Origin of the sequence: Mycolicibacterium hodleri (assembly GCF_025822245.1) — a bacterium.
Lineage (GTDB): Bacteria > Actinomycetota > Actinomycetes > Mycobacteriales > Mycobacteriaceae > Mycobacterium > Mycobacterium hodleri.
Window position 1 is genome coordinate 485,950 of sequence record NZ_JACKTL010000026.1, and the last position, 26,029, is coordinate 511,978.

Consider the following 26,029-nt stretch of genomic DNA (forward strand, 5'->3'; position numbering starts at 1 on the left):
GTCCGTCAGCGGCGTGGCAGTCGCACGTGTTCGTCGACGTCGTCGCGCACGCCCCTGGCGAACTCCCACCAGAGTCGCCGCATCGGTGGACCGAACTCGGCGAGCGCCCGGCGGGCGTCCGTCCCGAGCATGGGAGCGCGGTTCCACTCGTCGAACGAGCCCATCAGAAAGGGGAGTTCGATGCAGTGGCACGCGCCAAGGGCGCTGCCCGCCGGTTGCCAGTCGAACACGTAGGTCGTGGCATGACCTCCGTCGCGCCGGTGCTGCCTGGCGAAGGCCGCCGACGGTCCGGCGAACAGGCGGTTGGTGACGGTGGTGCCGGCCAGTCGTCGCGCCGTCGACCCGACGAGAGGGGCGTCGAAGACGGGCGCCAACCGGGGGTTGAGCATCAGGAACGGTCGGGCGTCGTCGGCCGTCGTGCCGATCATCACCGGCAGGCGCCCCGCCACCTCGCGGCGGCGGGCGTCGACCTGGTCTTCGGGCGGCAGCGGGTAGTGCCCCGTTTGAGGTCCGAACGACATCTGCGCACGCGTGCCGAACGCGGCAGCGGCTGCGGCGACGGTGGATTGGGCGGCCAGCACGTCCTGGGTGTCCGCCGCCTTGGGATCGGGTCCGAGCGCGGCGCGTGCGGCCACGCCCATCGCGTGGCTCATCGGGCCCCGTCCGCGCTGAATCCCCAGCGGCGCACTCTGCAGGATGGCCCGGCGGAACAGGCCCTCGGTCCCGTCCGCGATCATCAGATGAGACACCGAGTCGGCTCCCGCGGATTGACCGAAGATGGTCACGTCACCCGGATCGCCGCCGAAGCCGCCGATGTTGCCGTGCACCCACCGCAGCGCGGCGATCTGGTCGAGCAGACCGAGGTTCGCCGGTACCAGGCCGTCGATCGCGAGGTAGCCGAACATGCCGAGGCGGTAGTTCACGGTGACCGTGACGACGTCGCCCTCCTCGGCCATGGCCGTCAGGTCGTGGAGGGGGGACTGGCCACTGCCCGTGACGTAGGCGCCGCCGTGGAAGAACACCATCACCGGTTTGGGGGTGTCGCCGGACCGGGGCGCGACGACGTCGAGCACCAGGCAGTCCTCGTCCTGCACCAGTTCGGTTGCGCGCGTTCCGACGACGAACGCCAGGCGCGACGGCAGCTGGGGGTACGCGGGTCCGCGGGTGGTGGCGTCCACCACCCCGTCGGCGGTGGGCACGGGCACGCACGGCTCGAAGCGTCGCGCCGTCGCGTACCGCAGCCCGTGGGCGCGAATCATCCTGTCGTCGCAGCGGACCCGGAACCGTCCGCTGGGGAGTACCAACACGTCATCGTCCATAGCCGAACCGAGCCTACGGGTCGAGGCTTCACACTTCTCGCCACTCGTGGTGGACGCGGGTCGTACGATCGCAACCAATGGACGGCGGGGGAGCGACCAGCGGGCACACCGTCCTGGCACAGGCCGACGGTGCGATGTATCGGTCCCTGCGCCAGCAATCGGTGAGCAGGGCCGAGCGCTACGCCCTTGGCAAGAGCCTGCGCAAGCAGGTGCCGCGTCGCTCGTTGGCCGACTGGACGGTGCCGTCCACCCGACCCGATCCCGTCGACCTGATCAACGCCAGCCACCGCGGCCGGGTCGACCGGCTGATCCCGGTGCGGGTGGGCCGCATGGTGGCCTCGCCGTACGGATTCCTGCGCGGTACGGCGGTGGTGATGGCCGAGGACGTGGCGGGGCTGCCGTCGACCGGCATCATGCCCGTCGTCTGCGGCGACTCGCACCTGGGCAACTTCGGCTTCTACGCCTCGCCGGAGCGGGATCTCGTGATCGACCTCAACGACTTCGACGAAGCGCATCCGGGCGGCTGGGAATGGGACCTGCGCCGGCTGGTGGCCAGCATCTGGGTCGCGGGGCGGGACAACGGCACCTCCGAGGAGCACTGCGGCGACTCGGTGCGGTCGTGCGTCGCGGCCTATCGCCACGAGCTGCGGCGGCTCGCGGACCTGCCGTTGTTCACCCGGTCGTTCGAGCGACTCGACGTCGACCGGCTGGCGGCTCAGACCGAAGGGCCCCTGCAGCAGCAGGTGGCGCGGTCGGCCGAACGAGCCCGACACCGCACCGGCGACCGTGCCCTGCCCCGCTTCACCCACGAGGTGGAGGGCAGGCGGCGGATCGTCGAGGAGCCACCCCTCATCACGCGTCCCGAACCCCGGGAGGCCGAGCTGCTGGCCGAGGCGCTGGACGGCTACCTGGAAACGCTGCCGTCCTACTGGCGGCGCGTCCTCGGCGGCTACACGCTGGTCGACGTCGCGCACAAGGTCGTCGGCGTCGGCAGCGTCGGACTGCGCGCGTACGTGGCCCTGCTGGAGGGTTCGTCGTCATCGGACGTGGTGTTCCTGCAGCTCAAGCAGGCGCGGCGGTCGGTGCTGGCGCGCTACGTGCACGGTGACTCCGCGTGGCACGCGCATCAGGGGCAGCGGGTCGTCGAATACCAGCAGTCGCTGCAAACGGTCAGCGATCCGCTACTGGGGTGGACCACCATGGACGGGCTGCAGTACTACGTGCGGCAGTTCAGGAACATGAAGGGACGCATCCCGCTGGACTCGATGGACGCGGCGGCGCTCACCGACTACGCCGGCGTGGTGGGTCAGTTGCTGGCCAAGGGGCACGCCCGAACCAGCGGCGCGTCGATGATCGCCGGGTACATAGGCAGTTCCAGCCGGGTGGACAAGGCGTTGTGCACGTTCGCGAGGCGGTACGCCGACCAGACCGAGGCCGACCACGCCACGCTGGTCGCCGCGGTCGACCGGGGATTGCTCCCCGTCGAACGCGGCGTCTAGCGGAGCTCAGGCGCAGTCGGCGCAGATCATGCGGTCGCCGACCTGACGGGCCAAGCGGTGGCTGTGCTGCACCAGGAAACAACTCGAGCACGTGAACTCGTCGCGCTGCTTGGGGACGACCCGAACGGTGAACTCCTCACCGGAGAGGTCGGCGCCAGGAAGCTCGAAGTCCTCGAGCTCTTCGCCGTCGTCGACGTCGAGCACGGCGGTCGCGGCGTCGTTACGACGTCCGGCCAACTGCTCAAGCGATTCGTCGGCGACGTCATCGGTTTCCTTCTGGCGGGGTGCGTCGTAATCAGTAGCCATTTTTGTCCTTTCGAGTCCAGTGCCGGCGTCACGACAACGTGGACGGTGCGCAGCTTGTTCCCGTCTGCTAACGGGATCAAACGCTCACCCTCGAATTCACCTCGACGCACGTAGACACATCAGCTGATTCTCAGTGCGGGCTCAGGCAGATGCCTGCTCGCCGAGGTCAGTTCGAGGACACAGTACGGTCCGATGGAACGGATCGCCGTGCGCCGCGGCGAAGCGAACGGCGTCATTTGCACGCGCGAGCGGAAACACGCTCACCCGTTCGTGTGCGAGGTCCAGCACGCCGCTGCGAATCATGTTGATCAACCCGACGTTCGCGGTCCGCGGATACATCCACTGACCCCGGACGGTCACCGAATTTCGCATCATCCACGGATAGGGCAGCGCCAGGTCGTCACCGCCCAGCATCCCGACCCCGCCCATGAGCACGACGCGGCCGTACGGACGCACCGTCATCACCGCCGCCCGGGCCACGGCGGCACCCGCGCTGGGCGGCAACAGGTCGAGCACCACGTCGACCGGATCGCCGGCGGCGGCTTGCATCGCGGCCCGGTCGGCGTCGCCGTCGCCGGTGAGCACGACCGGCCGCACCCGGTCGCCGAAGCGCGCGACGAGATCGGCCAGCACGGTCTCGTTGCGGCCGGGGCAGACGACCGAGGCTGCGCCCATGGCCAGCGCGACCGACACCCCCGCGCTGCCGAAGTTCCCCGTGGCGCCGCTGACCAACACCGTCTCTCCTGCCTGCAAATTCGCGGCGAGCAGGCCGCCGTACGGCACCAGCAGCACGCCCAGGGCGGTCCACCGCGGCACGTCGGCGAGGTCGACGTCGCCAAGGGCGACGGCGTTCTCGGTGGGTACCCGCATCCGCTCGGCGAAGGGCCCGTCGTGGAAGTACCGCGACAGCGCCAGCCCTCCGTCGCCGGCAGAACTCCAGCCCTGCAGGGTGATGTCCGGTGTCACCGCGTCGTCGCGCGACCGGACGGTGGCGTCGCACCACACCAGATCGCCGGGGCGCAGCCGGGTGGCGTCGGGCCCGGTCGACGCCACCCGCCCGATGGCGCCCACCCCCGAGATCACCGGCGGTTCCAGGGGATAGCTCCGCTCCCCGCTGAAGACCTCCGCGGCGTACGGCAGCACGCACGTCGCCAGCACGTCCACCACCACTTCGCCCGTCCCCGCCAGGGGGTCGGGAACCTCCTTGATCGTCAACGGTTTTCCGAACTGCTCCAGCACGGCTGCCTTCATCGTCGTCTCCCTTCCACCTCCCTCACAACCCTGACGGCCGGACCGTCGATGCCATGTCCGATGCGACAACCCGGCATGGGTGGTATGACGTTGACGCATGGAGCCCTCGCTGACTGGCCTACGGGTGTTGCGCGCAACCGCTGAGCGCGGCAGCTTCACCGCCGCGGCCGCAGAGCTCGGCTACACCCAGTCCGCGATCTCGCGCCAGGTCGCCGCGCTCGAACGGGAAGCGGGCGCCCCGCTCTTCGAGCGGCACCCCGGGGGCGTGCGCCTGACGAGCAGCGGTGCGACGCTGCTGCGGCACGCGCGGGTGGTGCTCGACGAGATCGACGCGGCCACAAGGGAACTCGCGGGCACCGAGCCCGACGTAGAGGTAGTGCGGGTCGGAACGTTCATCAGTGCGGGCGCGCTGGTCCTGCCCCGCGCGCTGCGCACGTTGCGGGACCGGCGGCCCGACATCCGGGTCACCAGCCGCGACGGCACCACTCCGGCCTTGGTGCGGGCGCTGCGCGCGGGCACCGTCGACCTCGCGGTGATCTCGTCACGCGCGCCGTACCGGCCTCCCGACACCGAGCTGCCCGCACTGGTCACGGAGGTGATCAGTGAGACGGGTCTGGTTCTGGCCGCCTCGACGACGGGGCCGTTCGCCGGCCGCACGGTGGTGAGCGTCGACGAACTCGGCGACGTCGACTGGATCGCCAGCCCGTCGTCCGGCGGGGAGTCCCTGCTCGGAGTGTGGCCGGGGCTGGCGGGGCGGCCACGGGTCGCGCACACCGCGCGGGACTGGTTGACCAAGCTTCAGCTCGTGGCGGCGGGGTGCGGGGTCACCACCGTGCCGCCGAGCCTGGCCGACGTGCTGCCCGACGGCGTGCAGCTGATGCGCGTCGACGGCGGACCCGAAGAGCGCCGCCGGGCACTGGTGGCCCGGCTGCCGGGACGGCCCTCCCGCGCCGTGATGGCCGTCGTCGACGCGCTGCGCGGCGGATATCCAAGCTGATCTCACGTTCTGGCGGGCTCGGACGTCTTCGGATCGAGACCCACCACGAGGAGGAGACCATGACCACCGCGGATCCGAACCCGCCACCATGGAACCCATGACCGGCAAGCAGGCCTTCGAGGCCGTCGTGCGGCAGCACGGGCCGACCGTCCTGCGAGTGTGCCGCGCGGTGGTGGGTTTCACCGACGCCGACGACGCCTGGTCGGAGACGTTCCTGTCGGCGCTCAAGGCCTATCCCGACCTTCCCGCCGACGCGAACGTCGAGGCCTGGCTGGTGACGATTGCGCACCGCAGGGCGGTCGACGTCGTGCGCGCCAGGGCGCGCCGCGCGATCCCCACCGACGAGGTGCCCGACGTGGTCGGCCCGTCGGTACCCGACCGCGACGACGACCTCGCCGCCGCCCTGGCCCGGTTACCCGACAAACAGCGATACGCCGTGGCCTACCACCACTTGGCGGGTCTTCCCCATGCCGAGGTGGCCGCCATCCTCGGCGGCAGCGCCGACGCGGCCCGCCGCGCCACCGCGGACGGCCTCGCCGCCCTGCGACGAACCTATCCACCGAAGGGAGCATCACGATGACCGAGGACCGCGACATGCTCGCACTGCACACGCGACTGGTCGCCGCCGCCGAACGCGACGGCGTGCTCGACGTCGCCTACCGAACCGTCGACGGTCCGGTCGGAGCACTGCTGTTGGCGGCGACCGACCTCGGCCTGGTCCGGGTGGCGTTCGCGGTCGAGGACCACGACGCCGTGCTGCAGGGCCTCGCCGACCGGGTGAGCCCGCGAATCCTGCACGCACCCCGCCGCCTCGACGCCGTCGCCGCACAGCTCGACGAGTACTTCGCCGGCGCCAGAACGACATTCGACGTGCCGCTGGACTGGCGCCTGTCGGGTGGGTTCCGAGGCACCGTTCTGCACCACCTGCCGGAGATTGCCTACGGCCACACCGCCAGTTATGCGGCCGTCGCCCAGCTGGCGGGCAACCCCAAGGCGGTCCGAGCGGTCGGCAGTGCCTGTGCGACCAACCCGTTGCCCGTCGTGGTCCCGTGTCACCGCGTGGTGCGCAGCGACGGCGCCATGGGCGGCTACCTCGGGGGAGTCGAGGCCAAGCGCACCCTGCTGGCCCTGGAGGCCGCGGCGTGAATGGGCGGTCCCGTGTCCCCGCACGGTCGGGCCACGGTGTCGAGGTGTTGCCCCGACAGGTGGTGATGTCAGTGCGATGATTCGGACCAGTCACCCTTGATGTGGTCGAGATGACCGAGCATCAGGGTGCGGGTGGCCTCGGCATCCCCGGCGACGATGGCATCGAGGATTGGCAGATGCTCCTCGGCAGACGCCGTGAGAGTGCCGCGGTCGGAGAGCTCCTTGAGTCCGAACAGTCGCGTCTGGTCGCGAAGTCCGTCGACGAGTTCGAGCAGGCGTCCATTGGTGGTGTGGGCCAGAATGCCCATGTGGAAACGGCGGTCGGCATCGAGGTAGTCGATGAGGTCGCCGTCACGGGCGGCGTCGACGATCTCGGCCGCGATCGCCGAGTACTTGCCGTACTCGGCCTTGATGGCCTCGTTGCCCGCCAGATTCTGCATGGCCGGGATCTCCAGAAGCACTCGCAATTCAAAGATTTCGCGGCGATCGGAGTCGTCGATGGGCAGCACCCGGAAACCGCGATTGCGGATGGGCTCCATGAGTCCCTGGTTCACCAAGGTCAGCATGGCCTCGCGCACGGGGCTGGCCGAGACGCCGAGTTGATTGGCCAAAGCCGTGACGGAGTAGATCTCGCCGGGGGCCAGTTCGCCGGACACCATGCCCTCGCGCAGCACGGCGAGTGCCTGGTCCCGCAGGCTCGCGCGTTTGAGACTGGGGGTGTTGCTGAGCATCGGGCCTCCGATCACGGTGTACGTACTATGTTACGTCGTACCTGCAACCGTGATGCGCGAGAACGGGTGTGTCAGCCGAACAGTTCGCGCAGATGGGGATTGAGGAAGAGGTTCTTGGGGTCGAACCGCCGTCGGATCTCTTGGAAGTCGTCGTATCGGGGGTAGAGGGCTTCGACCCGGTCGCGGGTCAGATAGTGCACCTTGCCCCAGTGCGGGCGAGCGTCGAACTGCTGCAGTTCGTGATCCAGTTCGCGCAGGAACGGTTCGTAAGAGGTGCCCACCTGGCCCGACACCGACAGTGACATGGTGTCGCGACGGTACTGAGCCGACAGGTAGGCCTCGTCGGCCTTCTGCCAGCGCACCTGGACGGGTGAAATCTGGTCGGTGTGCTTGGTCAGCATCAGCGTGCGCAAGACCTCGAGCGCGTCGCGGCCCTGTTCGGCGGGCACCATGTACTCGAGCTCGTGGAAGCGAGCCTCGGTGGTGGCGTCGGGGTAGATGAGGTGGGCGCGGCCCGTTCGGCTGCCCGGTTCGGCGTCGACGTCGGCGGCATCGGCGGGCTCCTCGGTCAGCAGCTTGACGACGCAGTGGTCTGGCGGGACGGTGCCGAGGTCGTACATCGCCGACGATGCCGGGGTGGGCATCCACCAGAACGAGAAGTGTCGATAGTCGGCGAGGTAGGTCGTCCAGTTGGCCTCGACCTCGTCGAACGGGAGTATCGCGTTCTGCTCTCGCAACTTGTAGGCGGGTACGGCCTGGACGTCGACGTCGAGAAACACTCCGAGCATGCCAATCGACACCTGGGCGGCGTGAAGGGCGTCGGCGTCCGACTCGGTGATGGCGACGACGTCGGCGTTGCCGTCGACGAGTCGCACCCCGCGCACGGTCGACGACAAATTGCCAAAGGCTGGACCCGATCCCTTCGTGCCGGTGGCGATGGCGCCGGAGATCGACTGTGCGTCGACGTCACCCTGATTGGCCAGCGACATCCCGTGGTCCCACAGCGGGGCGCCGACGTCCCACAGTCGGGTACCGCCGCGAACGGTGGCCCGCATGGTGGCCTCGTCGGCGCTCGTCACCCCCGTCAGCCGTTCGACGCTCAGCAAGGTGTGGTCGGACTGCACGATCGGAGTGAAGGAGTGTCCGCTGCCGGCGACCCGAAGGCCGTGGCCCGTCGTCGCGGCGCGGGCGACCGCGGCGACCACGTCCTCGTCGGTCGCGGCGTCGACGAACTCGGCGTAGTCGAACGCCTGGTTGCCTCCCCAGTTACCCCAGTGTCCGGCGGTTGTGGCGATGCTTTCGCGCATGGAGAGGCCCTTCGCGTTGGTAAGATGTAATCGGTAGCATACTACTGAGCGATATGCGGCGCCAGCCGCAACGACTTACGTCCCCGCGGGGTGCAGCGTGCCGTCGATGCGACGGGGGATGTCGGCGTACCCGTCGCGCAGTTCGGGCGGAAGCGCCCGTTGCGGGGCGTTCTGGTATGTCACGGGTCGCAGGAAGCGCCGAATCGCCGTGGCGCCCACCGAGGTGTGCAGGGAGTTGGTCGACGGCCATGGTCCGCCGTGGTGCTGGGCCCACGACACCGCGACTCCGGTGGGGAATGCGTTGTACACCACGCGGCCGGCGTGGGCGACAGCCAACTCGGTCAGCCCCTGAAGCGCCGCGTCGTCCTCCGCATAGTGCACGGTCGTGGTGAGCGATGGCGGAAAGGCGTCGAAAAGCTTTGTCGCCGAGCTAATCACGGAATCGACAGGGTATCTGACGATGACCGTGATCGGTCCGAACACCTCGTGTACCAGGTCGAGGTCAAGCTCGTCCAGGGTGGTCTCGACCACCATGGGGCTGACGGAGAAGCCAGTGCCGACGACGCTCGGCCCAGTGCTGGTGCGCACGTCGGTCCGCTGTTCCAGGCCCGCGGCCTCCTCGGTGAAGGTGGTGTAGATGCCCTCGTTGAGCAGGACGTGCCCGGACGCGTCGGCGAGCCCCGCGCCTACCGCCGCGACGAGGCGGTCGCCGTCGCCGGAGTCGGGAACCAGGACGAAACCCGGTTTGGTGCAGAGCTGACCCGAGCCGACGGTGAAGGAGCCGACCAGCCCCGCGCCAATGTCCTCGCCGCGTTCGGCTGCGGCGCCGGGGGTGACCACGACCGGGTTGAGGCTGCTCAACTCGCCATAGAACGGGATCGGCTCCTCGCGCGCGTTGATGATGTCGAGTAGCGCCTTACCGCCGCGAAGCGACCCGGTGAATCCGACCGCCTTCACCGCGGGCTGCGCCACCAGCGCGGCGCCGGCGCGAGTGCCGTGCACGATGGCGACGACTCCGGCAGGCGCCGCGCTGTGCGCCAGAGCATCGGTGATGACGTCAAAGGACGATTGCGACGTGCCCGGGTGGGACGGGTGGGCCTTCAAGACGACGGGGCAGCCTGCCGCCAGGGCGGAGGCGGTGTCGCCGCCGAGCACGGAGAACGCGAAGGGAAAGTTGCTGGATCCGAACACCGCGACCGGACCGATCGGGCTTAAGATCCGGCGCAGGTCGGGGCGCGGGCCCATCGGGGTGTCCCCGGGCGGGTCGATGGTCACCTCCAGGTAGCTGCCCTCGTCGAGAACTTCGCCGAAGAACCGGAATTGGAACGCGGCACGCGTGAGCTCTCCGTCGAGCTTGGCGGTGGTGAATCCGGTTTCGGTCGAGGCGATCTCGATCAACTCGGCACGACGGGCGTCGATCCCGTCGGCGACGGCCCGCAGGATCTGTGCTCGCATGCTGCGGTCCAGACCCGCGAAGCCCGGCGCGGCCGCGGCGGCCGTCGCGACGAGGTCGGCGACCCCGGCCTCGGTGGTCTCGACGGTGACGGGCGGTAACGCCTCGCCGGTACGGGGATTGGTTCCGAAGACCGTGAGGGTCTCTGTCATGGGTGTCCTTCCGACAGTTTGAGCAGTGAGGCGGTGGTCAGCGTGGTGCCGCGTTCCAACTGGCTTGCCAGGGCGATGAAGAGGCTTGCCGTGGTGACGGCGTCGCCGAGGGCGTGATGGGGTGAGTGCACGGGGAGGCCGAGTTCGGTGGCGGCATACTCCAGTGACACCGCCTGGCCTGGGTCGAGGTCGACGTCCAACACGAGGCGGGCGAGGACTGCGGTGTCGAGCATGGGGTTGGAGAAGGGAAGATAGGAACGCCGAAAGGCCTTGCGCAGGAACGAGCGTTCAATCCACGCACAGTGGGCGACCACGGGGTGGCCGCCGATGAGACCGTCGAGGGTGGTGACGCAGTCCGCCAGCGGGGGCGCGCCGTCGAGGTCTTGGCTCCGCAGCCCATGGAATTTGATGGAGCTGCCTGGGACGTCCCCGGGCACGTGCACCAGCCCGTATACCGATTCGGCGGTCCTGACCCTGCCGTCGCGGATGGGTACTGCGCCGTAAGAGACGATATGACAGTTACGCGGGTCGAGGCCGGTGGTCTCCAGGTCGATGACGACGAAGGTGTCCTCTCGCCAGTCCACCTCGGCGTTCGTCGGTCGCCGAGGTCGGCGCGCGCGGAACCGCTGGGCCCAGTGGGTTGCCATGGTCAGATGCCCTCGTATCCAAACCATTTGCGGCTCAATCGGTCCTGGATTCCACTGATCGTCCGGAACGCGCTGCGGAGGTGTCGTCGCTCCAGCGGGTCGAGGGTGGCCGGATCGATGGCCGACTCCACTGGCGCGCCCGTCTTGATGGCGGCGATCTGACTGTCGAAGACCAGGTGGTAGAACAGACTGAACGCACCGGAGAGGGCATCGGCCTCGTCAGCCGTGAGCAGGCCGCTGCGGTGCGCCCTCTCGAGACGCTGGGGCGTGGATCCCGTTGGGTCGCCCGTGCGTTGGGCCAGGGCTCGCGCCAGTGACGCCACCGGCCGTAGGCCGGACTTCTTCAGGTTGAGGTGGCCCCTCTGCTCGCCGAAGTGTTCGACGACGAAGCCCCGGACGAAGCCGCTCGGTGGCCGGTCGCTCATCGAAAAGCGGCTCAGCGCGCGCGTGAACGCGTCGCGGCCGATGCCGCCGACCAGCGCGGTGCGCATGGGTTGGATCAGCGCGGGTCGCGTGATCGGGCGGGCGTCGAGCACGGTCGAGGCCATCAGTAGGTAGTCGATCTTGTCGGGGTTGGCGCGCCACACGTCGGCGATCTCGCGCCACTGCCGCTGCGACCGGTTGAAGAGTGGTGAGGATGCGTTCAGTCCCTGCGGACACGGGGCAAGCCCGCATCGGGTGAGTGCGGTGATAAGTGGTTCGGTTGCGGCAGCGACGTATTCGCGAGTGAATTCGACGTCCGTCGGCCCCTTGACGGCCCAGGCCAACGCGGTGTCGACGTCGGAGTTGGGCAGTGGCTCGCGTCGACCGAGGGAGCCCATCAGCATCCACGAGCAGTCCAACTCGGCCAACGGTGATGTGGTGGTGTGTAATTCGATGATCTTGCGGTAGATCGACTCGGTCATCGCCGACAGCAGAGCGCCGATGTGTTCGACGGGAAGACCCGACTCCCATAGTTCCACGGTGGTCGGCGTCAGTAGCCGGGACGCATCGACGAGCTCGTCCATGGTGGTCGCCGCGGCGGCTGCCGAGCGGATCACCAGCGGGTTGCGCACCTCGGCCGCGGCCATGTCGACGACGCGGACGACGCCGACCGCGGTGCCCACGGCGTCGACGACTACGAGGTGGTGAATGCCTTGTTCGACCATGAACAGATACGCCGTGCTGACGGTGCGGTCGACACTCATCGCGATCGCGGGGCTGCTCGCGATGGCGGAGATGGGCGCGTCGACGCCGACCTCCCCGGTGGCCACGCGGCGGCGGAAGTCGTCATCGGTGACGATGCCTATCTGCCCGGCCCGGATGTAGAGCGCGCAGGATCGGCCTGCATCGGTCATCAGTGCGGCGACGGTCCTGATGGAATCGTCGGCGTCGCACCACGTGATCGGGTGGGCGACCTCGCCGATCGGTCGCTCGAGCCGTGCGGCCGAACCGCCAGAGCTGATCAGGCGTTCCCTGGCGACCAGGCCACCGTAGTGGGAGAAGCGGAGACGATCGGGGTGCTGGAGGAGCGTGCGCGGATCCGGCAACCGGTAGCAGAGGGTGTCTTCGGCGGCGCGAACCTGCAGTGGTGGTGGAAGGCCTGACAGCACCGAGATGTGGCCGAAGGTCTCGCCAGCGCCGAGCACGTCGGTGACGCGGCCGCGGTCGACGATCTCGACCGCGCCCACCCTGACCACGTAGAGGCTATCCAGGGGTGCCGCATCGGCTTCGACGATCACCGTGCCCGCCGTGAAGTACTCCACTTCGACCGCCTTGGCTAAGCGGGTCAGGTCGTGGTCGTCGAGGCGGTCATACGGTGACTGTGCGCCGAGGAAGTCCAGAAACTCTTTCACGGGCTCAAGATTCGACGACGAAGAGTGGCTCGCCGAGCCGGTCTACGTCGATGGTTATGCCGAGGCCGGGCCCGGTAGGCGCCGAGCCCCGGCCGTCGACGGAGCGGGGATGGTGACCCGCCACGTGGCCGTCGGTCCAGTCGTTGAAGAATGGCGTCATCAACAGGACGTCCGGACGAGTGCTTGCCGCGAGATGGCTGGTGGCGGCGGTGATGACGTCGCCACCCCACATGTCCTCGACCGAGACGAGCAGGTTCAGCTCCTGGGTGAGGTCGCGCATCCGCGCTGCGTTGGTCAGGCCGCCGAGCTTGCCAAACTTGATGTTGATCGATGCGGCGTGTGCCTCCTGCTTGGCGCGAAACACATCCGTCGAGTCGACGATCGTCTCATCCATGACGAGGGGGAGCGTCGAATGGCGGTGGGCCAGAATCGAATCTCCGGTGGTGCGGCATGGTTGCTCGATGAAGACGGGGAGTCCCTCCATGCCTCGTAGCGCGATCTGTGCGTCTGCAACGTTCCAACCGCCATTGGCGTCGGCGACGATGACGGTGTCGGCGTCGCCGGCCTCCACGCACGCGCGGACCCGCGCGACGTCGTCGTGCGGCTTGTTGCCGACCTTGAGTTGAAAGCGGTTGACGCCCAAGGCGCGTCGCTCGGCGATGAAGCGGGCCATCGCAGCCGGGGCGCCGAGTGGCACCGCCTCGTACAGCGGAAAGCTGTCGTTGAGCACGCCGCCGAGCAACGCTGAGATGGGCAGCCCGACTGACTTGCCGAGCAGGTCCCAGCAGGCGATGTCGACGGCGCTCTTGGCGAACGTCTGGCCCATCAGCACCGAGTCCATGGTCAGCCGGATCTGGTTCAGGTTCGTCGGATCCGCGCCGAGAAGAGCCTGAGCCAATTCGTTGAGCGCGGCCCTAATGCCAGCAGGAAAGGTGGGCAGATACGTCGCGCCGAGGGTGGTGATCTCGCCCCAGCCGTCGAGGCCCTCGTCAGTGCGGACGCGCACCAGTGTGCCGTCCTCGGTGGCCGCGGCCCGGTCTCCGGACATCACGTAGACGCCGTGGGCGTAGCCCACGTCGTAACGGTAGACGTCGATACCGGTGATCTTCACGAGGCGGTCGTCCTTTCTCGGCTAACCATACGCGGGGGAATTCGGCCGGGCAATATAGGTTCGGGCGGTCGCAGTGGTCGGATCTCTCTGCGTGACAAGGGTTTCCGACATCCACGACCGCCCGGCGTCGAATGGGGTCGCTCAGAAGGCGGCCGTGAGTGCCAGCTCGACGTCCTTGATGACCTGGGCCCGGTCCTCGTCGCTCAGTGGCCTGCGCGGTGGGCGAGTGGGGCCGCCGTAACCGCCCGCGACCTCCTGGGACAACTTGATGGCTTGTACGAAGGTGTGCTTGGTGTCCCACAGGAAGGCGGGCTGCAGCAGCGCATACAGCTCGCGAGCCTCGGCGACCTGACCCGTGGTGCCAAGCTCGTAGATCCTCGCGCACGCCTTCGGCATCGAGTTGGAGAAGCCGCCGATCCAGCCGACCGCGCCCATCAACGTCGCCTCGAGTACGTTGTCGTCCGCACCCGAAAGCACATCGAGACCAGGTGCCTGGCGTTGAATTTGGGTGATGCGTCGGACGTCACCGGAGAACTCCTTGACGGCCACGACGTTCTCGATCTCGGCAAGTCTGGACAGCAGCTCGGGCGTCAGGTCGACCCTGGTGTCGAACGGGTTGTTGTACGCCACGATGGGCAGGCCCACCTGGTCGAGTGCCTGGTAGTGGTCCACGACCTCGTCGTCGTTCGCGCGGTAGGAGTTCGGTGGCAGTGCCAGCACGCCGTCGGCGCCGGCCTGCTGCGCCTGTTCTGTCCACCGCACCGATTCCGCAGATCCGTAGGCCCCGACGCCGGGGATCACGGAGAAGCCCTTTGGTGCTGCCTCCACCGCGAGCTCGACGACGCGGGCGCGCTCCTCGGCGGTGAGCACCTGGTACTCGCCGAGGGAGCCGTTGGGTGTGACGCCGTGAGCGCCGTTGTCGGCCAAGTAACGGACGTGCTCCTGGAACCGGTCGTAGTCGACGGTCAGGTCGGCCGCCAGGGGCAGGGTGGCGGCGACGACGATTCCGCGCCATGGGGTGGTGGTCATGTCTTCTTCTACTTTCGGTGAGTGGGTGCGGCCGGATGTCAGCGGAGGCTGATCCAGATGGTCTTCAGTTCGGTGTACTGGTCGAAGGCTTCGAGGCCCTTGTCATGGCCGCCAAAGCCGGAGATGCCAAAGCCTCCGAACGGGGTGGAGATGTCGCCCTCGCTGAAGCCGTTGACGGCCACCGTGCCGGCGCGGACGGCTTTGGCCACGCGCAGTGCGGTGGTGATGTCGTGTGTCCAGACGTTGGCAGCCAGCCCGTATTCGGTGTCGTTGGCCATGGCGATTGCTTCCGCCTCGGTGTCGAAGCCGAGGACGGCGACGACGGGTCCGAAGATCTCCTCACGTGCCACCGCGGAGGCCGGCGTGACGTCGTCGACCACGGCGGGAGCAACGAAGTAGCCGCCGGTGTCGGTGAGGATCGCGCCGCCGCCGTGAACCGTTGCGCCGTCGGCCCTGGCGGTCTCCAGATAGCGCAGCACGCGGTCACGTGCGCCGGCCTCTATCAATGGACCGATCTCGGTGGCGCGGTCCATGGGGTCGCCGACCTTGCGGCCAGCGGCCAAGGCGGCGAGCTTGGCGACGAACGCATCCTTGATCGACCGATGCACCAGAACCCTGCTACCTGCCGAGCAGTTCTGCCCACCGTTCCAGAAGGCCGCTCCAGCAAGGTCTTCCGCGACCGAGTCGAGTTCGTCGGCCATGTCGCCGAAGACGATTTGCGGGCTCTTGCCGCCCATCTCGAGGGCGACCTGCTTGAGATTACTGTCGGCGGCGTACCTCAGGAACATCCGGCCGACCTCGGTGGACCCGGTAAAGCTGATGACGTCGACGTCCGCGTGCAGCCCGAGCGCCTTTCCCGCGATGTGGCCGAGGCCAGGCACCACGTTGAAGACTCCGTCGGGAACGCCTGCCTGCGTGGCCAATTCGGCGTAGCGAAGCGCACTCAGGGGTGAGAGCTCGGCAGGCTTGACGACCACCGAGTTGCCCGCTGCCAACGCCGGACCGATCTTCCACGACAGGGTGTTCGACGGGAAGTTCCACGGCACCACGATGCCGACGACGCCTGCGGGTTCGCGGACGACGAGGCCCACGTTGTCGGCCCCGGTGGGAGACACCTTGCCGAAGACCTTGTCAATGGCCTCGGCATACCAGCGGATGGTCAGCACGACGTCGGGGATGTCGAGGTCTTCGCAGTCGCTGATTGGCTTGCCCGCGTCGATGGCGTCGATCAGGGCGAGCTCGGCGGCGTTCTCCTCGATCAGGTCGGCAAACCGCAGCAGCACCGCCTTGCGCTCGGCGGGGGAGATTCGGCTCCAGGTGCCGGCGTCGAAGGCACGGCGCGCCGCCGCCACAGCTGCGTCGACGTCGGACTCCGAGCACGCGGCGACCTTGTTGAGCACGGTGCCGGTGGCCGGGTTCACGTTGTCGAACGTCGCTCCGTCGCCGGCGTCGACGTGTGCACCGTCGACGTAGGCGCGGGTGGAGACGGTGGCGGGCAGAACGGGGGATGGGGCAGTCACGTGGAGGAACTCCTCGAGGTGGGGATCGGCCGGTGGATTCAGGGTGGGTACCCCCGTGGCGCTCACGACACCGGCTCCGGCCTGACGGGCTGGGCCGCAGGTGCCGCGGCGACGTCGGCGGTGTCGTCAGCGCGATTGCGCGCCGCGTAGATGCCGAGGCCGGCCAGGATGACGAGTACGACCGCGATCACGCCGCCCCACTGCAGGTACCAGTGGAAGGGTGCGATGGGGTTGTAGATCTCCTGGCGCGGCCACACCATGTTGACGACGGCGAACAGGCCCATCGCGATGGCGACCAGGTTCACCGGCACGCCCCAACGCCCGAGGCTGAAGTACTTCTCCCCACCGTTCACCGGCAGCGGCCACGTACCGTTGAAGCGGCGCAACAGCATTGGGATGGTCACCAGGAGGTATGCCAGGTAGGCGAGCACGACCACGACGCTGGTGATGACGGTGAAGATCTGCGGCTGGCGCACGTTGACCAGAAGGATCACCACGGCGACGATGCCGACGATGATGGTCGGCAGCACGGGGGTGCGGGTGCGGTCGGAGACCTTGGCGAGCTGCTCGGACTTGGGCAGTGCCTTGTCGCGCGCCAGGGCGAACGCGATGCGAACGGTGCCGGTTTGCACGGTTAGGCAGCAGACGAAGATGCTGATGGCGGCGGCGGCCAAGAAGATCGTGCCGAGGGTGTCGCCGAGCACGCTGGTGATGACGTAGGGCAAGCCGGACAGCGACAATTCCTCGGCGTTGATGTCGCCGACGGCCATCATCGCGAACAGCATGATGAAGCCACCGGTGATGCCCGCAGCGAGCAGCGCCTGAATGATCGCCCGCGGCGAGCGGCGCCGTGGGTCGATGGTTTCCTCGGCGACCGAGCCCGCGGTGTCGAAGCCCCACAGGATGTAGGTGGCCAGCAGGCTGGACGCCAACAGGGCGCCGAAGATGGCACTCGAGCCGCCCGAGGTGTGGCCCGCGGTGTCGAAGATGATCCCGGGACCGCGCTTGATGTGCAGGGCCAGCAGCACGATCAGCCCCACCGAGGCGATCAGTTCGACCCCGACGCCGATGTTGTTGATGATTGAGATCAACCGCACGCCAACGACGTTGATGATGGTCGTCATGATCACCAAGATCGAGCCGAGGACCACGGCGTTGCCTGCGAAGTCGTAGGTGCCGGTGCCGTCTCCGACGATCTGGAACACCGGTGAGATGGCGGGCAGCACCACCTGCATGGCCAATGCGACGCCGGCGACCGTGACGGTGCAGGCAATGAACATCAGCCAGCCGGCCATGAACGACACCAGCTTGCCCGCCAGTTGCTTGCTCCACGCGTACACCGATCCGGCAAGGGGGTGGTGCGCCGACAGCTCGGCGAAGCACAGGCCGACGGCGAGCTGACCGACCACGACCACCGGCCAGGTCCAGAAGAATGCCGGTCCTGCAAAGCCGAACGCCACGTAGAAGAGCTGGAATGCGCCCGTGAGGATCGAGATGTAGCTGAACCCGGCGGCGAAGGTCGAGAACGACCCCAGTTTGCGGTCCAACTGTTGTTTGTAGCCGTACTTCTGCAAGTACTCGGAATCGTTAAGGACCACGGGTTCGCCTTCCTCAGACGTGGATGGTGGAGTGCTCGGCACTGTGTCGCACCTAACCGGTCTCAGCTTATGGGTAGTCGGTAATGGGTAATATTCTACTCACCGGGCGGGTTTGTCAATCGGGGGAAGCCGTCAGACCACCGTCCGCCTACATTGGGGGGCACTCCCATAGGTGGAGGCCCAAGTTTCAAGATTCGGCCAACGGCTATACGGCGCGGCAGGCGGACCGCGCGTGTGCGTCACGGGACCAGGTAGGTAATCGAGTGGTGAGGAAGTAGAAGTAGATGACGGACACGGCGAGTGACGATCCGACGCGCGAACCCACCGAGATCACCTACGACGAACATCTCCACCCCGCCCGGCCCCGCACGCTGCGCTTTCGACCGCGGGTCAAGGCACCCTTCGCGCGTCACTCGGTGGCACGCGACGGCGAGGCGACGGCGGACAACCCGGCCTATGTGAAGTGGCTGCTCTCGGAATCGATGCTGTCCGACGCCAATGAGATCAGTCAGCAGTTCTCCGGCCAGGGCTCCATGTGGCAGAACCCGTTCGCCAACCCCAACCCGCGCAGCGCGGTCAGCGCGGCGTCGGTGTGGTTTACCGCCTATCCGCTGTCGCTGATCACCCGGCCCGACGAGTCGTTCCTGACGGCGATGGCCGACGAGGAGATGTGGAAGGCCTTCGCCGAGATCGGCATCGACGGCGTCCACACCGGTCCGGTGAAGCGCGCGGGCGGCATCTCGGGGTGGGAGTACACCCCGAGCGTCGACGGTCACTTCGACCGGATCAGCACACAGATCGACCCGGCGTTCGGCACCGAGGACGAGTTCCGCAAGATGTGCGCGACCGCCAACTGGTACGGCGGCACCATCATCGACGACGTAGTGCCCGGTCACACCGGCAAGGGCGCCGACTTCCGGCTCGCCGAGATGCACTACGCCGACTACCCGGGGATCTACCACATGGTGGAGATCGACCCAAGGGACTGGCACGAGCTGCCGGACACCCCCGACGGGGTCGACTCGGTCAACATCGACGCCGCGACCGAGGAGTGGCTGGACAAGGCCGGATACATCATCGGCCGGCTGCAGCGGGTGATCTTCTACGCCGAGGGCGTCAAGGAGACCAACTGGAGCGTCACGCGCCCCGTCGTCGGGGTCGACGGCGTCGAGCGTCGCTGGGTGTACCTGCACTACTTCAAGGACGGGCAGCCGTCGATCAACTGGCTGGACCCGACGTTCGCGGGCATGCGGATGGTGATGGGCGACGCCCTGCACTCGCTGACCGACCTCGGTTCGGGAGCCTTGCGGCTCGACGCGAACGGATTCCTCGGGGTGGAGAAGAGCGCCGCCGAAGGTAGCCCGGCCTGGTCGGAGGGTCATCCGCTGTCCGAGGCGGCCAACCATCTGATCGCCAGCATGGTGCGCAAGGTCGGCGGGTTCACCTTCCAAGAGCTGAACCTGACGATCGACGACATCCGCGAGGTCGGCGAGGCCGGGGCCGATCTGTCGTATGACTTCATCAACCGCCCCGCCTACCAGCACGCGCTGGCCACCGGGGACACCGAGTTCCTGCGGCTTACGCTGCGCACGTCGATCGAGCTCGGCGTCGACCCGGCGTCGCTGATCCACGCGCTGCAGAACCACGACGAGCTGACCTACGAGCTGGTGCACTGGTCCACCGGGCACCGCGACGACGTCTACACCTACAAGGGCGAGGAGATCACCGGCGAGCAGCTCGGCGAATCGGTCCGTCAGGACATGATCAACCAGCTGACCGGACCCAAGGCGCCGTACAACCTGGTGTTCACCACCAACGGCATCGCGTCGACCACCGCGACCGTCGTCGCCGCGGCGCTTGGCGTCACCGATCTCGACGACATCGACGACATCGACCCGATCCGGCGGGCCCACCTGTTGTTGGCCATGTTCAACGCGCTGCAGCCGGGAGTGTTCGCGCTGTCGGGCTGGGACATGTGCGGCATGTTGACCTTGCCGTCCAGCGAGGTGGCCGAGTTGATGCGCGGTGGTGACACGCGATGGATTCACCGCGCCGGGCACGACTTGATGGGCGTCAACGAGCGGGCCACCCGGTCGATGGCGGGAATGCCCCGCGGCCGCAGTCTCTACGGGTCCATTCCCGAGCAGCTCGACGATGACACGAGTTTCCTGCGTCAGTTGCAGGCCATCCTGAAAGTGCGCTCGCACTACGGCATCGCCACCAGCGTGCAGGTCGACATCCCCGAGGTGTCGCAGAAGGGGATGTTGGTGCTGGTGCACCAGCTCGAGGACCCCACCCAGCACCAACTGACCATCCTCAACTTCGCCAACGAGGACATCGCGGGCACCGTGCGCTCCGAGCACCTGCCGCCGGGGAGCCACGTGATGGACATGTTCACCGGCAAGACGGTGGGGACGGTCGACGACCTGCACAGCTTCGCCGTCGAAATGCCCCGGCACCACGGCATGTCGCTGCTCGTCGAGGCGGTCCCCGAAGAGCCGGAGTCGGACGCGAGGTAGCGGTCAGCGTCGGGCGGGCACCGTCAGGACGCTGCCGTCCACGGCTTCGAGCAGGCAGATCACGGTGCTCGGATCGGGGTTGGACGACGTCCGGTTCTGATTGGAGTCGATGAGGTAGGTGACGCCGAAGGTGCCGCTGCCGACCGGTTCGCCGGTGTACTCAGTGAACCCCTCGTCGCACTTGCGCCCGGCGATGTCGGTGATCGCGGTGTTCACCGCCAGCGGTGCCCGCAGGTAGACCTCGGCGTGGTGGGGCGACGTGCAGTCGACGACGGTGACGGCGATCACGGTCGGGTCGACCGGCGGCGGGTCGGCCAGGCAGTCACCGGGGGTGAGGTCGAACCAGTTCACGGTGCGTGCGGCCGGCGCCGACGAGGTCGTCGTGGTGGCCGCCGGTGGCGCTGACGACGGGGGAGCCGCGTGCGGTGCGGCCGTCGAGCTACACCCCGCCGCGAGTGCGACGGCGACGAGGCAGCCGCACCGAACGATCACGTCGACCTCCTCCGCGCCGAGATTACGTAATGCCGGCCTCACTCGTGGCGGGGACGCCGCACGCGGCGGCGAACTGCCGAGCGGTGAGGCCGTCGGCGGAGTTCATGTCGCAGTGGCCGAAGGGCGGCGCACCGTCGGGCAACGGCGTCTCGGTCCCAAGGCCGGTGCCGTAGCCCTGGCCGTTCGTGTACTGGTGGGCCACCTTGCCTGGGTAGTCGGGGTTCGTGCCGTAGGCGGCCACGACCAGGCGGATCCCGTCGGGCTTCACCCGCCACAATCGGTTCAGGTCGTCGACGGTGCCGTATCCGATGACCCGTCGTGGGCTGCCCAACCAATCGGCGACCGCCCAGTAGGCCCGGTTCACGCCGTCGGACTGATCGCCGGTGATCTGCCCGCCCCAACTCTCCACGTCGATCATCACGGCCATCCGCGGATACGGCTCGCCGACCACGTCCTTGAGCACGTCGACGGTGGCGCGCCAGTTGGGCCGCCAGACGAAGTAGACGATGAAGAACTCCAATTCGCCGGCGTCGCAACGTCTTCGACACCACTCGTGGTTGACGTGCCAGTTCAGGTCGCGGTGGTCGCCGTCGTTGGAGCGGATGCACAGCACCCGGTGCGGATAGCCGTCGTCGACCGGCACCTGCCATTCGGAGACGTCGGCGTAGACGGACACGCCTCCACCCTTGCACCCCCGGCCGTAGGCTGCCGACGTGGACACGGGCACCAGGTGGGCGATCGCCGCGGTGTTCACGTGGCTCGGCATGGTCTTGGCGATCTCGTTCGTGGAGGCGCCGCTGAAGTTCCGCGCCCCCGGGGTCACGTTGCGCATCGGTCTTGGCATCGGCCGCTTGGTATTCCGGGCACTCAACGTCTTCGAGTACGTGTTCGCCGTGGTGATCGCGGCCGCACTGTTCACCCACGAGACGCCGACGGCGCTCAACGTCGCGCTGTGCGGCGCGGTGGGCGCGCTGCTCACCCAGACCATCGTCGTGCGGCCGTTGCTGTCGCGCCGCACCTCCGCCGTCCTCGACGGTGACGAGGGGCGGCGGTCGACGGCCCATTTCGCCTACGTCGGACTCGAAGTCGTGAAGGTCGCCGCCCTGGTGTGGACGGGTGTGTTGCTGATCGACTGAGCCGGTACAGTCCCGCCAATGGCTCGTGCCAACCCCGACTCGCACGCGGAGCTGCCGTCGGATCCCGACGTCGCGGCGCGCGCGAGCAGGCCCCTGCATTTGCGGCCGTCGGCGTTGGCCTGGGTGTTCGCGGGCGGCGTCGTCGGAACCGCGCTGCGGTACTACGGCGAGGTGCTGCTGCCGCACGACGGGGCGGCGTGGCCGTGGGCGACCTTCGGCATCAACCTTGTCGGGGCCTTCGTCCTGGGAGCTCTGCTGGAGGCACTGGCCCGGCTCGGCGACGACTCCGGCTGGCGGCTGCGTGCCCGCCTCTTCGCGGGCACCGGCGTGTGCGGCGCCTTCACCACCTACAGCACCTTCGCGTTGGAGGCGGTCCTGCTGACCCGGAACGGTCACCTGGGTACCGCGATTGCCTACGGACTCGTCAGCGTCGTGGGCGGCGTGCTGGCCGCGTGGCTCGGCATCGTGGTCGCCTCGGCGGTTCACCGTCGGCGGGTCGACTCGTGATCGTCGTGCTCACCCTGCTGGCCGGCGCCACCGGAGCCGTGGCGCGGTTCACGCTCGACTCTGCGGTGAAGCGCCGGTGGAAGACGGCCTTCCCGTGGGCGACGGTGGTCATCAACGTCACCGGGTCGCTCTTGCTGGGAGTGCTCGCCGGTCTGGTGCTCTTCAATGGGCAGCCGGCCGTGTGGCAGACGGTGTTCGGCACCGGATTCTGCGGTGGTTACACGACTTTCAGCACCGCGAGCTTCGAAACGGTCCGGCTGGTGCAGCAGCGGCGGGCCGGTCTGGCCCTGGGCAACGCGCTCGGCTCGCTGGTGCTGTCGGTGGCCGGATGTGCCGCGGGACTGGCCGCGGTGTGGGCGCTGTAGGGCATCGCTGAGGCGAATTCTTCGCGACGCGGACGTGGGCGGCCCTCCGACGGGGCAGAATCACGTTCATGGCTGCCAACCCCCGTGCCGGACAACCGGCGCTGCCCGAAGATCTCATCGACGTGGCCCAGGTGGTCACCGCCTACTACTCGGTGGTGCCCGACCCGGATAACGTCGACCAGCAGGTGGCGTTCGGGACGTCGGGGCATCGCGGGTCGAGCCTCGACGCGGCCTTCAACGAGGCGCACATCCTGGCCACCACGCAGGCCATCGTTGAGTACCGCGCGTCGCAGGGCACCACCGGACCCTTGTTCATCGGCCGCGACACCCACGCACTGTCCGAGCCGGCCTGGGTGTCCGCGCTGGAGGTGCTGGCCGCCAACGACGTCGTGGCGATGATCGACGGCGCCGACCGGTGCACCCCGACCCCGGCCGTCAGCCACGCCATCCTCCAGTTCAACCGCGGTCGCGACAGCGACCTGTCCGACGGGATCGTCGTCACCCCATCGCACAACCCGCCGCGCGACGGCGGGTTCAAGTACAACCCGCCCAACGGCGGACCGGCCGACACCGATGCGACGGGCGTAATCGCCAAGCGCGCCAACGAAATCCTGCGCGGCGGCCTCGCCGACGTGAAGCGGGTCCCGCTCGCGCGGGCACTGCAGATCGCCGAGCGGCACGACTACCTCAACGCCTACATCGACGACCTGCCGAACATCGTCGACGTCCATGCCATCCGCGCGGAGGAGATCAGGATCGGTGCCGACCCGCTGGGCGGTGCGAGCGTCGACTACTGGGGGGCCATCGCCGAGCGGCACAAGTTGAATCTGACCGTGGTCAACCCACTGGTCGACGCCACCTTTCGGTTCATGACGCTCGACACCGACGGCAAGATCCGGATGGACTGCAGCTCACCGAATGCGATGGCCAGTCTCTTGGGCAAGATTGGCGAGTACCAGATCGCCACCGGCAACGACACCGACTCCGACCGGCACGGCATCGTCACCCCCGACGGCGGCCTGATGAACCCCAACCACTACCTGGCCGTCGCCATCGACTACCTGTACTCGCACCGACCGAACTGGCCCGGCTCCACGGCCGTGGGCAAGACGGCGGTGAGCAGCTCGATCATCGACCGGGTGGTCAACGGTCTCGGCCGCAAGCTGGTCGAGGTGCCCGTCGGATTCAAGTGGTTCGTCGACGGGTTGATCAGCGGGACAATCGGTTTCGGTGGCGAAGAGAGCGCGGGTGCGTCGTTCCTGCGCAACGACGGGTCGGTGTGGACCACCGACAAGGACGGCATCATCCTGGCGCTGCTGGCCTCGGAGATCCTCGCCGTCACCGGCGCCACGCCGTCGCAGCGCTACGCCGAGCTCGCCGAGAAGTACGGGGCGCCGACCTATGCCCGCGTCGACGCGCCCGCCAACCGCGAGCAGAAGGCGCGGCTGGCCAAGTTGTCGCCGGAGCAGGTGAGCGCGACCGAGCTGGCGGGGGAGAAGATCACCGCGAAGCTGACGACCGCGCCGGGCAACGGCGCCCCGCTGGGCGGGCTCAAGGTCACCACCGAGAACGCGTGGTTCGCGGCGCGGCCGTCGGGCACCGAGGACGTCTACAAGATCTATGCGGAGTCGTTCAAGGGCCCGGAGCATCTGGCCGAGGTGCAGAACGCGGCCCGCGAGGTGGTGAATACAGTCATAGGGTGAGATCCGACGCGGAGGCAGACTGTCCGGCTCCCCCAAAGGAGAAGCTGCCCAGCGAAGTCTGGGTGCTGATCTTCTGCAACGCGATCGTCGCCCTCGGGTACGGGGTCGTGGCCCCGGTCCTGCCCCAGTACGCCCGCAACTTCGGCGTCAGCATCAGCGCGGCCACGTTCGTCATCACGGCGTTCGCGTTGATGCGGCTGGTGGGTGCGCCGCCCGCCGGTCTGCTCGTGCAGCGGCTGGGGGAGCGGCGGGTCTACGTCTCCGGGCTGTTGATCGTCGCGCTCTCCACCGGGGCGTGCGCGTTCGCCCAGACCTACTGGCAGCTGCTGGCCTTCCGGTCGCTGGGCGGGCTGGGGTCGGCGATGTTCACCGTGTCCTCGCTCGGGTTGATGATCAGAATCTCCCCGGCCGACGCCCGCGGCCGGGTGTCGGGCATGTTCACCTCGGCGTTCCTGGTGGGCTCGGTCGGCGGTCCCGTGCTGGGCAGCCTCACCGTCGGGCTCGGGCTGTCGATGCCGTTCGTCATCTACGGCGTCGCGCTGCTCATCGCGGCGGGCGTCGTCCTGGTGGTGCTGCGCACCTCGTCGCTGGCCGCGGCGGACGAGCAGACCGAGACTGCGCTCAGCGTCCGTGTCGCCCTGCGCAACCCGGCCTACCGGGCGGCCCTGGCGTCGAACTTCGCGACCGGCTGGTCGGCGTTCGGGCTGCGGGTGGCGCTGGTCCCGCTGTTCGTCGTGGAGGTGCTGCACCGCGGTGCCGGCGTCGCCGGTCTCGCGCTGGCGACCTTCGCGATCGGGAACGTGTCGGTGGTGATCGTGAGTGGCTACCTCTCCGACCGGGTGGGCCGACGCATCCCGCTGCTGATCGGGTTGCCGGTGGCGGCGGTGACGACCGTGCTGGTGGGCTTCACGACGTCGCTGCCGCTGTTCCTGGCCGCGGCGTACGTGACGGGGGCGGCGACGGGCATCTTCATCTCCCCGCAGCAGGCAGCGGTGGCCGACATCGTCGGCAGCAAGGCACGCGGAGGCACGGCCGTGGCGACGTTCCAGATGACGTCGGACTTCGGGGCCATCCTCGGTTCCCTGGCGGTGGGCCAGATCGCCCAGTACCTGGGCTACGGGTCGGCGTTCGCCGTCAGCGGCGCCATCCTGCTGACCGCGGCGGTGTTCTGGGTCTTCGCGCCGGAGACCCGGCCGCGCACCAATGCGGAGCACACCGAGGCCCGGCCGCTGGGCCCCGACGCTGGTGGCGACGTCCCCTGACGTGCTGTTTTGAACCTCCAGCACTCATTGGTGTACCGTCGACCAGCACGACGAGGGGCTATGGCGCAGTTGGTAGCGCACCACACTGGCAGTGTGGGGGTCAGGGGTTCGAATCCCCTTAGCTCCACTTAGAAATCGCTGTTC

General features: G+C 68.3%; 24 protein-coding genes and 1 tRNA gene. 11 read left to right on the forward strand and 14 right to left on the reverse strand.

The features are described 5' to 3' along the window. Positions 1–5: 5 nt before the first annotated feature. Entirely contained in the window at positions 6–1,319 is a 1,314-nt protein-coding gene (locus H7J06_RS10535; RefSeq protein WP_264038717.1) for a carboxylesterase family protein, read from the reverse strand. A 77-nt stretch (positions 1,320–1,396) separates the two neighbouring features. Between H7J06_RS10535 and H7J06_RS10540 the strand changes: the two genes are divergently transcribed. Next, positions 1,397–2,818, forward strand: a complete 1,422-nt coding sequence (locus H7J06_RS10540) for a DUF2252 domain-containing protein (protein ID WP_264038718.1) — start codon at positions 1,397–1,399, stop codon at positions 2,816–2,818. Positions 2,819–2,824: 6 nt separating this feature from the next. Here H7J06_RS10540 and H7J06_RS10545 read toward each other — a convergent pair whose 3' ends face one another. Then, entirely contained in the window at positions 2,825–3,124 is a 300-nt protein-coding gene (locus H7J06_RS10545) for a DUF4193 domain-containing protein (RefSeq protein WP_149480672.1), read from the reverse strand. A 141-nt stretch (positions 3,125–3,265) separates the two neighbouring features. Further along, positions 3,266–4,375, reverse strand: coding sequence for an alcohol dehydrogenase catalytic domain-containing protein (locus tag H7J06_RS10550; RefSeq protein ID WP_264038719.1), 1,110 nt, complete (start codon positions 4,373–4,375; stop codon positions 3,266–3,268). A gap of 97 nt (positions 4,376–4,472) precedes the next feature. Here H7J06_RS10550 and H7J06_RS10555 point away from each other — a divergent pair, with 97 nt between their 5' ends. The 3 genes from H7J06_RS10555 to H7J06_RS10565 all read left to right on the forward strand — a co-directional run bounded on the left by H7J06_RS10555 (position 4,473) and on the right by H7J06_RS10565 (position 6,518). After that, complete coding sequence (locus H7J06_RS10555; RefSeq protein WP_264038720.1) at positions 4,473–5,372, forward strand: LysR family transcriptional regulator; 900 nt, start codon at positions 4,473–4,475, stop codon at positions 5,370–5,372. Positions 5,373–5,469: 97 nt separating this feature from the next. Further along, positions 5,470–5,952, forward strand: coding sequence for an RNA polymerase sigma factor (locus H7J06_RS10560; RefSeq protein ID WP_264038721.1), 483 nt, complete (start codon positions 5,470–5,472; stop codon positions 5,950–5,952). Continuing rightward, entirely contained in the window at positions 5,949–6,518 is a 570-nt protein-coding gene (locus tag H7J06_RS10565) for a methylated-DNA--[protein]-cysteine S-methyltransferase (protein ID WP_372515282.1), read from the forward strand. Before H7J06_RS10560 ends, H7J06_RS10565 begins: the two co-directional genes overlap by 4 nt. A gap of 68 nt (positions 6,519–6,586) precedes the next feature. On the opposite strand, the gene H7J06_RS10570 is transcribed toward H7J06_RS10565, so the two are convergent. The 9 genes from H7J06_RS10570 to H7J06_RS10610 all read right to left on the reverse strand — a co-directional run bounded on the left by H7J06_RS10570 (position 6,587) and on the right by H7J06_RS10610 (position 17,901). Then, positions 6,587–7,249 (reverse strand): GntR family transcriptional regulator, encoded by a 663-nt coding sequence (locus tag H7J06_RS10570; protein WP_264038723.1) that lies wholly within the window; start codon positions 7,247–7,249, stop codon positions 6,587–6,589. Positions 7,250–7,320: 71 nt separating this feature from the next. After that, complete coding sequence (locus H7J06_RS10575; protein WP_264038724.1) at positions 7,321–8,556, reverse strand: D-arabinono-1,4-lactone oxidase; 1,236 nt, start codon at positions 8,554–8,556, stop codon at positions 7,321–7,323. A gap of 75 nt (positions 8,557–8,631) precedes the next feature. Then, positions 8,632–10,161 carry an aldehyde dehydrogenase (NADP(+)) gene (locus tag H7J06_RS10580; RefSeq protein ID WP_264038725.1) on the reverse strand — a complete coding sequence of 510 codons (1,530 nt, stop codon included), beginning with the start codon at positions 10,159–10,161 and terminating at the stop codon, positions 8,632–8,634. Further along, entirely contained in the window at positions 10,158–10,808 is a 651-nt protein-coding gene (locus H7J06_RS10585; protein WP_264038726.1) for a 3'-5' exonuclease, read from the reverse strand. The genes H7J06_RS10580 and H7J06_RS10585 overlap by 4 nt, the downstream gene beginning before the upstream one ends. 2 nt (positions 10,809–10,810) lie before the next feature. After that, the gene (locus H7J06_RS10590; RefSeq protein ID WP_264038727.1) at positions 10,811–12,643 is read right to left on the reverse strand and encodes a putative nucleotidyltransferase substrate binding domain-containing protein; all 1,833 of its coding nucleotides are present in this window, start codon (positions 12,641–12,643) and stop codon (positions 10,811–10,813) included. Positions 12,644–12,647: 4 nt separating this feature from the next. Beyond that, entirely contained in the window at positions 12,648–13,754 is a 1,107-nt protein-coding gene (locus H7J06_RS10595) for a mandelate racemase/muconate lactonizing enzyme family protein (protein ID WP_264038728.1), read from the reverse strand. 141 nt (positions 13,755–13,895) lie between these two features. Continuing rightward, positions 13,896–14,783, reverse strand: coding sequence for a dihydrodipicolinate synthase family protein (locus H7J06_RS10600; protein ID WP_264038729.1), 888 nt, complete (start codon positions 14,781–14,783; stop codon positions 13,896–13,898). Between the two features lie 38 nt (positions 14,784–14,821). Continuing rightward, positions 14,822–16,303, reverse strand: a complete 1,482-nt coding sequence (locus H7J06_RS10605; RefSeq protein ID WP_264038730.1) for an aldehyde dehydrogenase family protein — start codon at positions 16,301–16,303, stop codon at positions 14,822–14,824. Positions 16,304–16,365: 62 nt separating this feature from the next. Further along, positions 16,366–17,901 (reverse strand): APC family permease, encoded by a 1,536-nt coding sequence (locus H7J06_RS10610; RefSeq protein WP_264038732.1) that lies wholly within the window; start codon positions 17,899–17,901, stop codon positions 16,366–16,368. A 284-nt stretch (positions 17,902–18,185) separates the two neighbouring features. On the opposite strand from H7J06_RS10610, the gene treS reads away from it, so the two are divergent. Then, positions 18,186–20,420, forward strand: a complete 2,235-nt coding sequence (gene treS / locus H7J06_RS10615; protein WP_264038733.1) for a maltose alpha-D-glucosyltransferase — start codon at positions 18,186–18,188, stop codon at positions 20,418–20,420. A 3-nt stretch (positions 20,421–20,423) separates the two neighbouring features. Here the strand turns inward: treS and H7J06_RS10620 are convergent, their stop codons facing one another. Both H7J06_RS10620 and H7J06_RS10625 read right to left on the reverse strand, forming a co-directional pair. Further along, complete coding sequence (locus H7J06_RS10620; protein WP_264038734.1) at positions 20,424–20,912, reverse strand: hypothetical protein; 489 nt, start codon at positions 20,910–20,912, stop codon at positions 20,424–20,426. A gap of 22 nt (positions 20,913–20,934) precedes the next feature. Next, positions 20,935–21,588, reverse strand: a complete 654-nt coding sequence (locus tag H7J06_RS10625) for a hypothetical protein (RefSeq protein ID WP_264038735.1) — start codon at positions 21,586–21,588, stop codon at positions 20,935–20,937. A gap of 37 nt (positions 21,589–21,625) precedes the next feature. On the opposite strand from H7J06_RS10625, the gene H7J06_RS10630 reads away from it, so the two are divergent. The 6 genes from H7J06_RS10630 to H7J06_RS10655 all read left to right on the forward strand — a co-directional run bounded on the left by H7J06_RS10630 (position 21,626) and on the right by H7J06_RS10655 (position 26,012). After that, positions 21,626–22,048, forward strand: coding sequence for a hypothetical protein (locus tag H7J06_RS10630; RefSeq protein WP_264038736.1), 423 nt, complete (start codon positions 21,626–21,628; stop codon positions 22,046–22,048). Positions 22,049–22,066: 18 nt separating this feature from the next. Continuing rightward, entirely contained in the window at positions 22,067–22,555 is a 489-nt protein-coding gene (gene crcB, locus H7J06_RS10635; protein WP_264038737.1) for a fluoride efflux transporter CrcB, read from the forward strand. Beyond that, the gene (crcB, locus tag H7J06_RS10640; protein ID WP_264038738.1) at positions 22,552–22,920 is read left to right on the forward strand and encodes a fluoride efflux transporter CrcB; all 369 of its coding nucleotides are present in this window, start codon (positions 22,552–22,554) and stop codon (positions 22,918–22,920) included. Before crcB (H7J06_RS10635) ends, crcB (H7J06_RS10640) begins: the two co-directional genes overlap by 4 nt. Before the next feature lie 68 nt (positions 22,921–22,988). Beyond that, positions 22,989–24,623 (forward strand): phosphoglucomutase (alpha-D-glucose-1,6-bisphosphate-dependent), encoded by a 1,635-nt coding sequence (pgm, locus tag H7J06_RS10645; protein ID WP_264038740.1) that lies wholly within the window; start codon positions 22,989–22,991, stop codon positions 24,621–24,623. Next, positions 24,620–25,885 carry an MFS transporter gene (locus H7J06_RS10650; RefSeq protein WP_264038741.1) on the forward strand — a complete coding sequence of 422 codons (1,266 nt, stop codon included), beginning with the start codon at positions 24,620–24,622 and terminating at the stop codon, positions 25,883–25,885. The genes pgm and H7J06_RS10650 overlap by 4 nt, the downstream gene beginning before the upstream one ends. A 54-nt stretch (positions 25,886–25,939) precedes the next feature. Continuing rightward, positions 25,940–26,012, forward strand: a tRNA-Ala gene (locus H7J06_RS10655). Positions 26,013–26,029: the final 17 nt, after the last annotated feature.

Coding starts and splice junctions, on each gene's coding strand:
- crcB (WP_264038737.1), top strand. CDS start 22,067: ATGGCTCGTGCCAACCCCGACTCGCACGCGGAGCTGCCGTCGGATCCC.
- H7J06_RS10545 (WP_149480672.1), bottom strand. CDS start 3,124: ATGGCTACTGATTACGACGCACCCCGCCAGAAGGAAACCGATGACGTC.
- H7J06_RS10575 (WP_264038724.1), bottom strand. CDS start 8,556: ATGCGCGAAAGCATCGCCACAACCGCCGGACACTGGGGTAACTGGGGA.
- H7J06_RS10535 (WP_264038717.1), bottom strand. CDS start 1,319: ATGGACGATGACGTGTTGGTACTCCCCAGCGGACGGTTCCGGGTCCGC.
- H7J06_RS10540 (WP_264038718.1), top strand. CDS start 1,397: ATGGACGGCGGGGGAGCGACCAGCGGGCACACCGTCCTGGCACAGGCC.
- H7J06_RS10600 (WP_264038729.1), bottom strand. CDS start 14,783: ATGACCACCACCCCATGGCGCGGAATCGTCGTCGCCGCCACCCTGCCC.
- pgm (WP_264038740.1), top strand. CDS start 22,989: ATGGCTGCCAACCCCCGTGCCGGACAACCGGCGCTGCCCGAAGATCTC.
- H7J06_RS10565 (WP_372515282.1), top strand. CDS start 5,949: ATGACCGAGGACCGCGACATGCTCGCACTGCACACGCGACTGGTCGCC.
- H7J06_RS10580 (WP_264038725.1), bottom strand. CDS start 10,161: ATGACAGAGACCCTCACGGTCTTCGGAACCAATCCCCGTACCGGCGAG.
- H7J06_RS10585 (WP_264038726.1), bottom strand. CDS start 10,808: ATGGCAACCCACTGGGCCCAGCGGTTCCGCGCGCGCCGACCTCGGCGA.
- H7J06_RS10560 (WP_264038721.1), top strand. CDS start 5,470: ATGACCGGCAAGCAGGCCTTCGAGGCCGTCGTGCGGCAGCACGGGCCG.
- treS (WP_264038733.1), top strand. CDS start 18,186: ATGACGGACACGGCGAGTGACGATCCGACGCGCGAACCCACCGAGATC.
- H7J06_RS10555 (WP_264038720.1), top strand. CDS start 4,473: ATGGAGCCCTCGCTGACTGGCCTACGGGTGTTGCGCGCAACCGCTGAG.
- H7J06_RS10570 (WP_264038723.1), bottom strand. CDS start 7,249: ATGCTCAGCAACACCCCCAGTCTCAAACGCGCGAGCCTGCGGGACCAG.
- H7J06_RS10550 (WP_264038719.1), bottom strand. CDS start 4,375: ATGAAGGCAGCCGTGCTGGAGCAGTTCGGAAAACCGTTGACGATCAAG.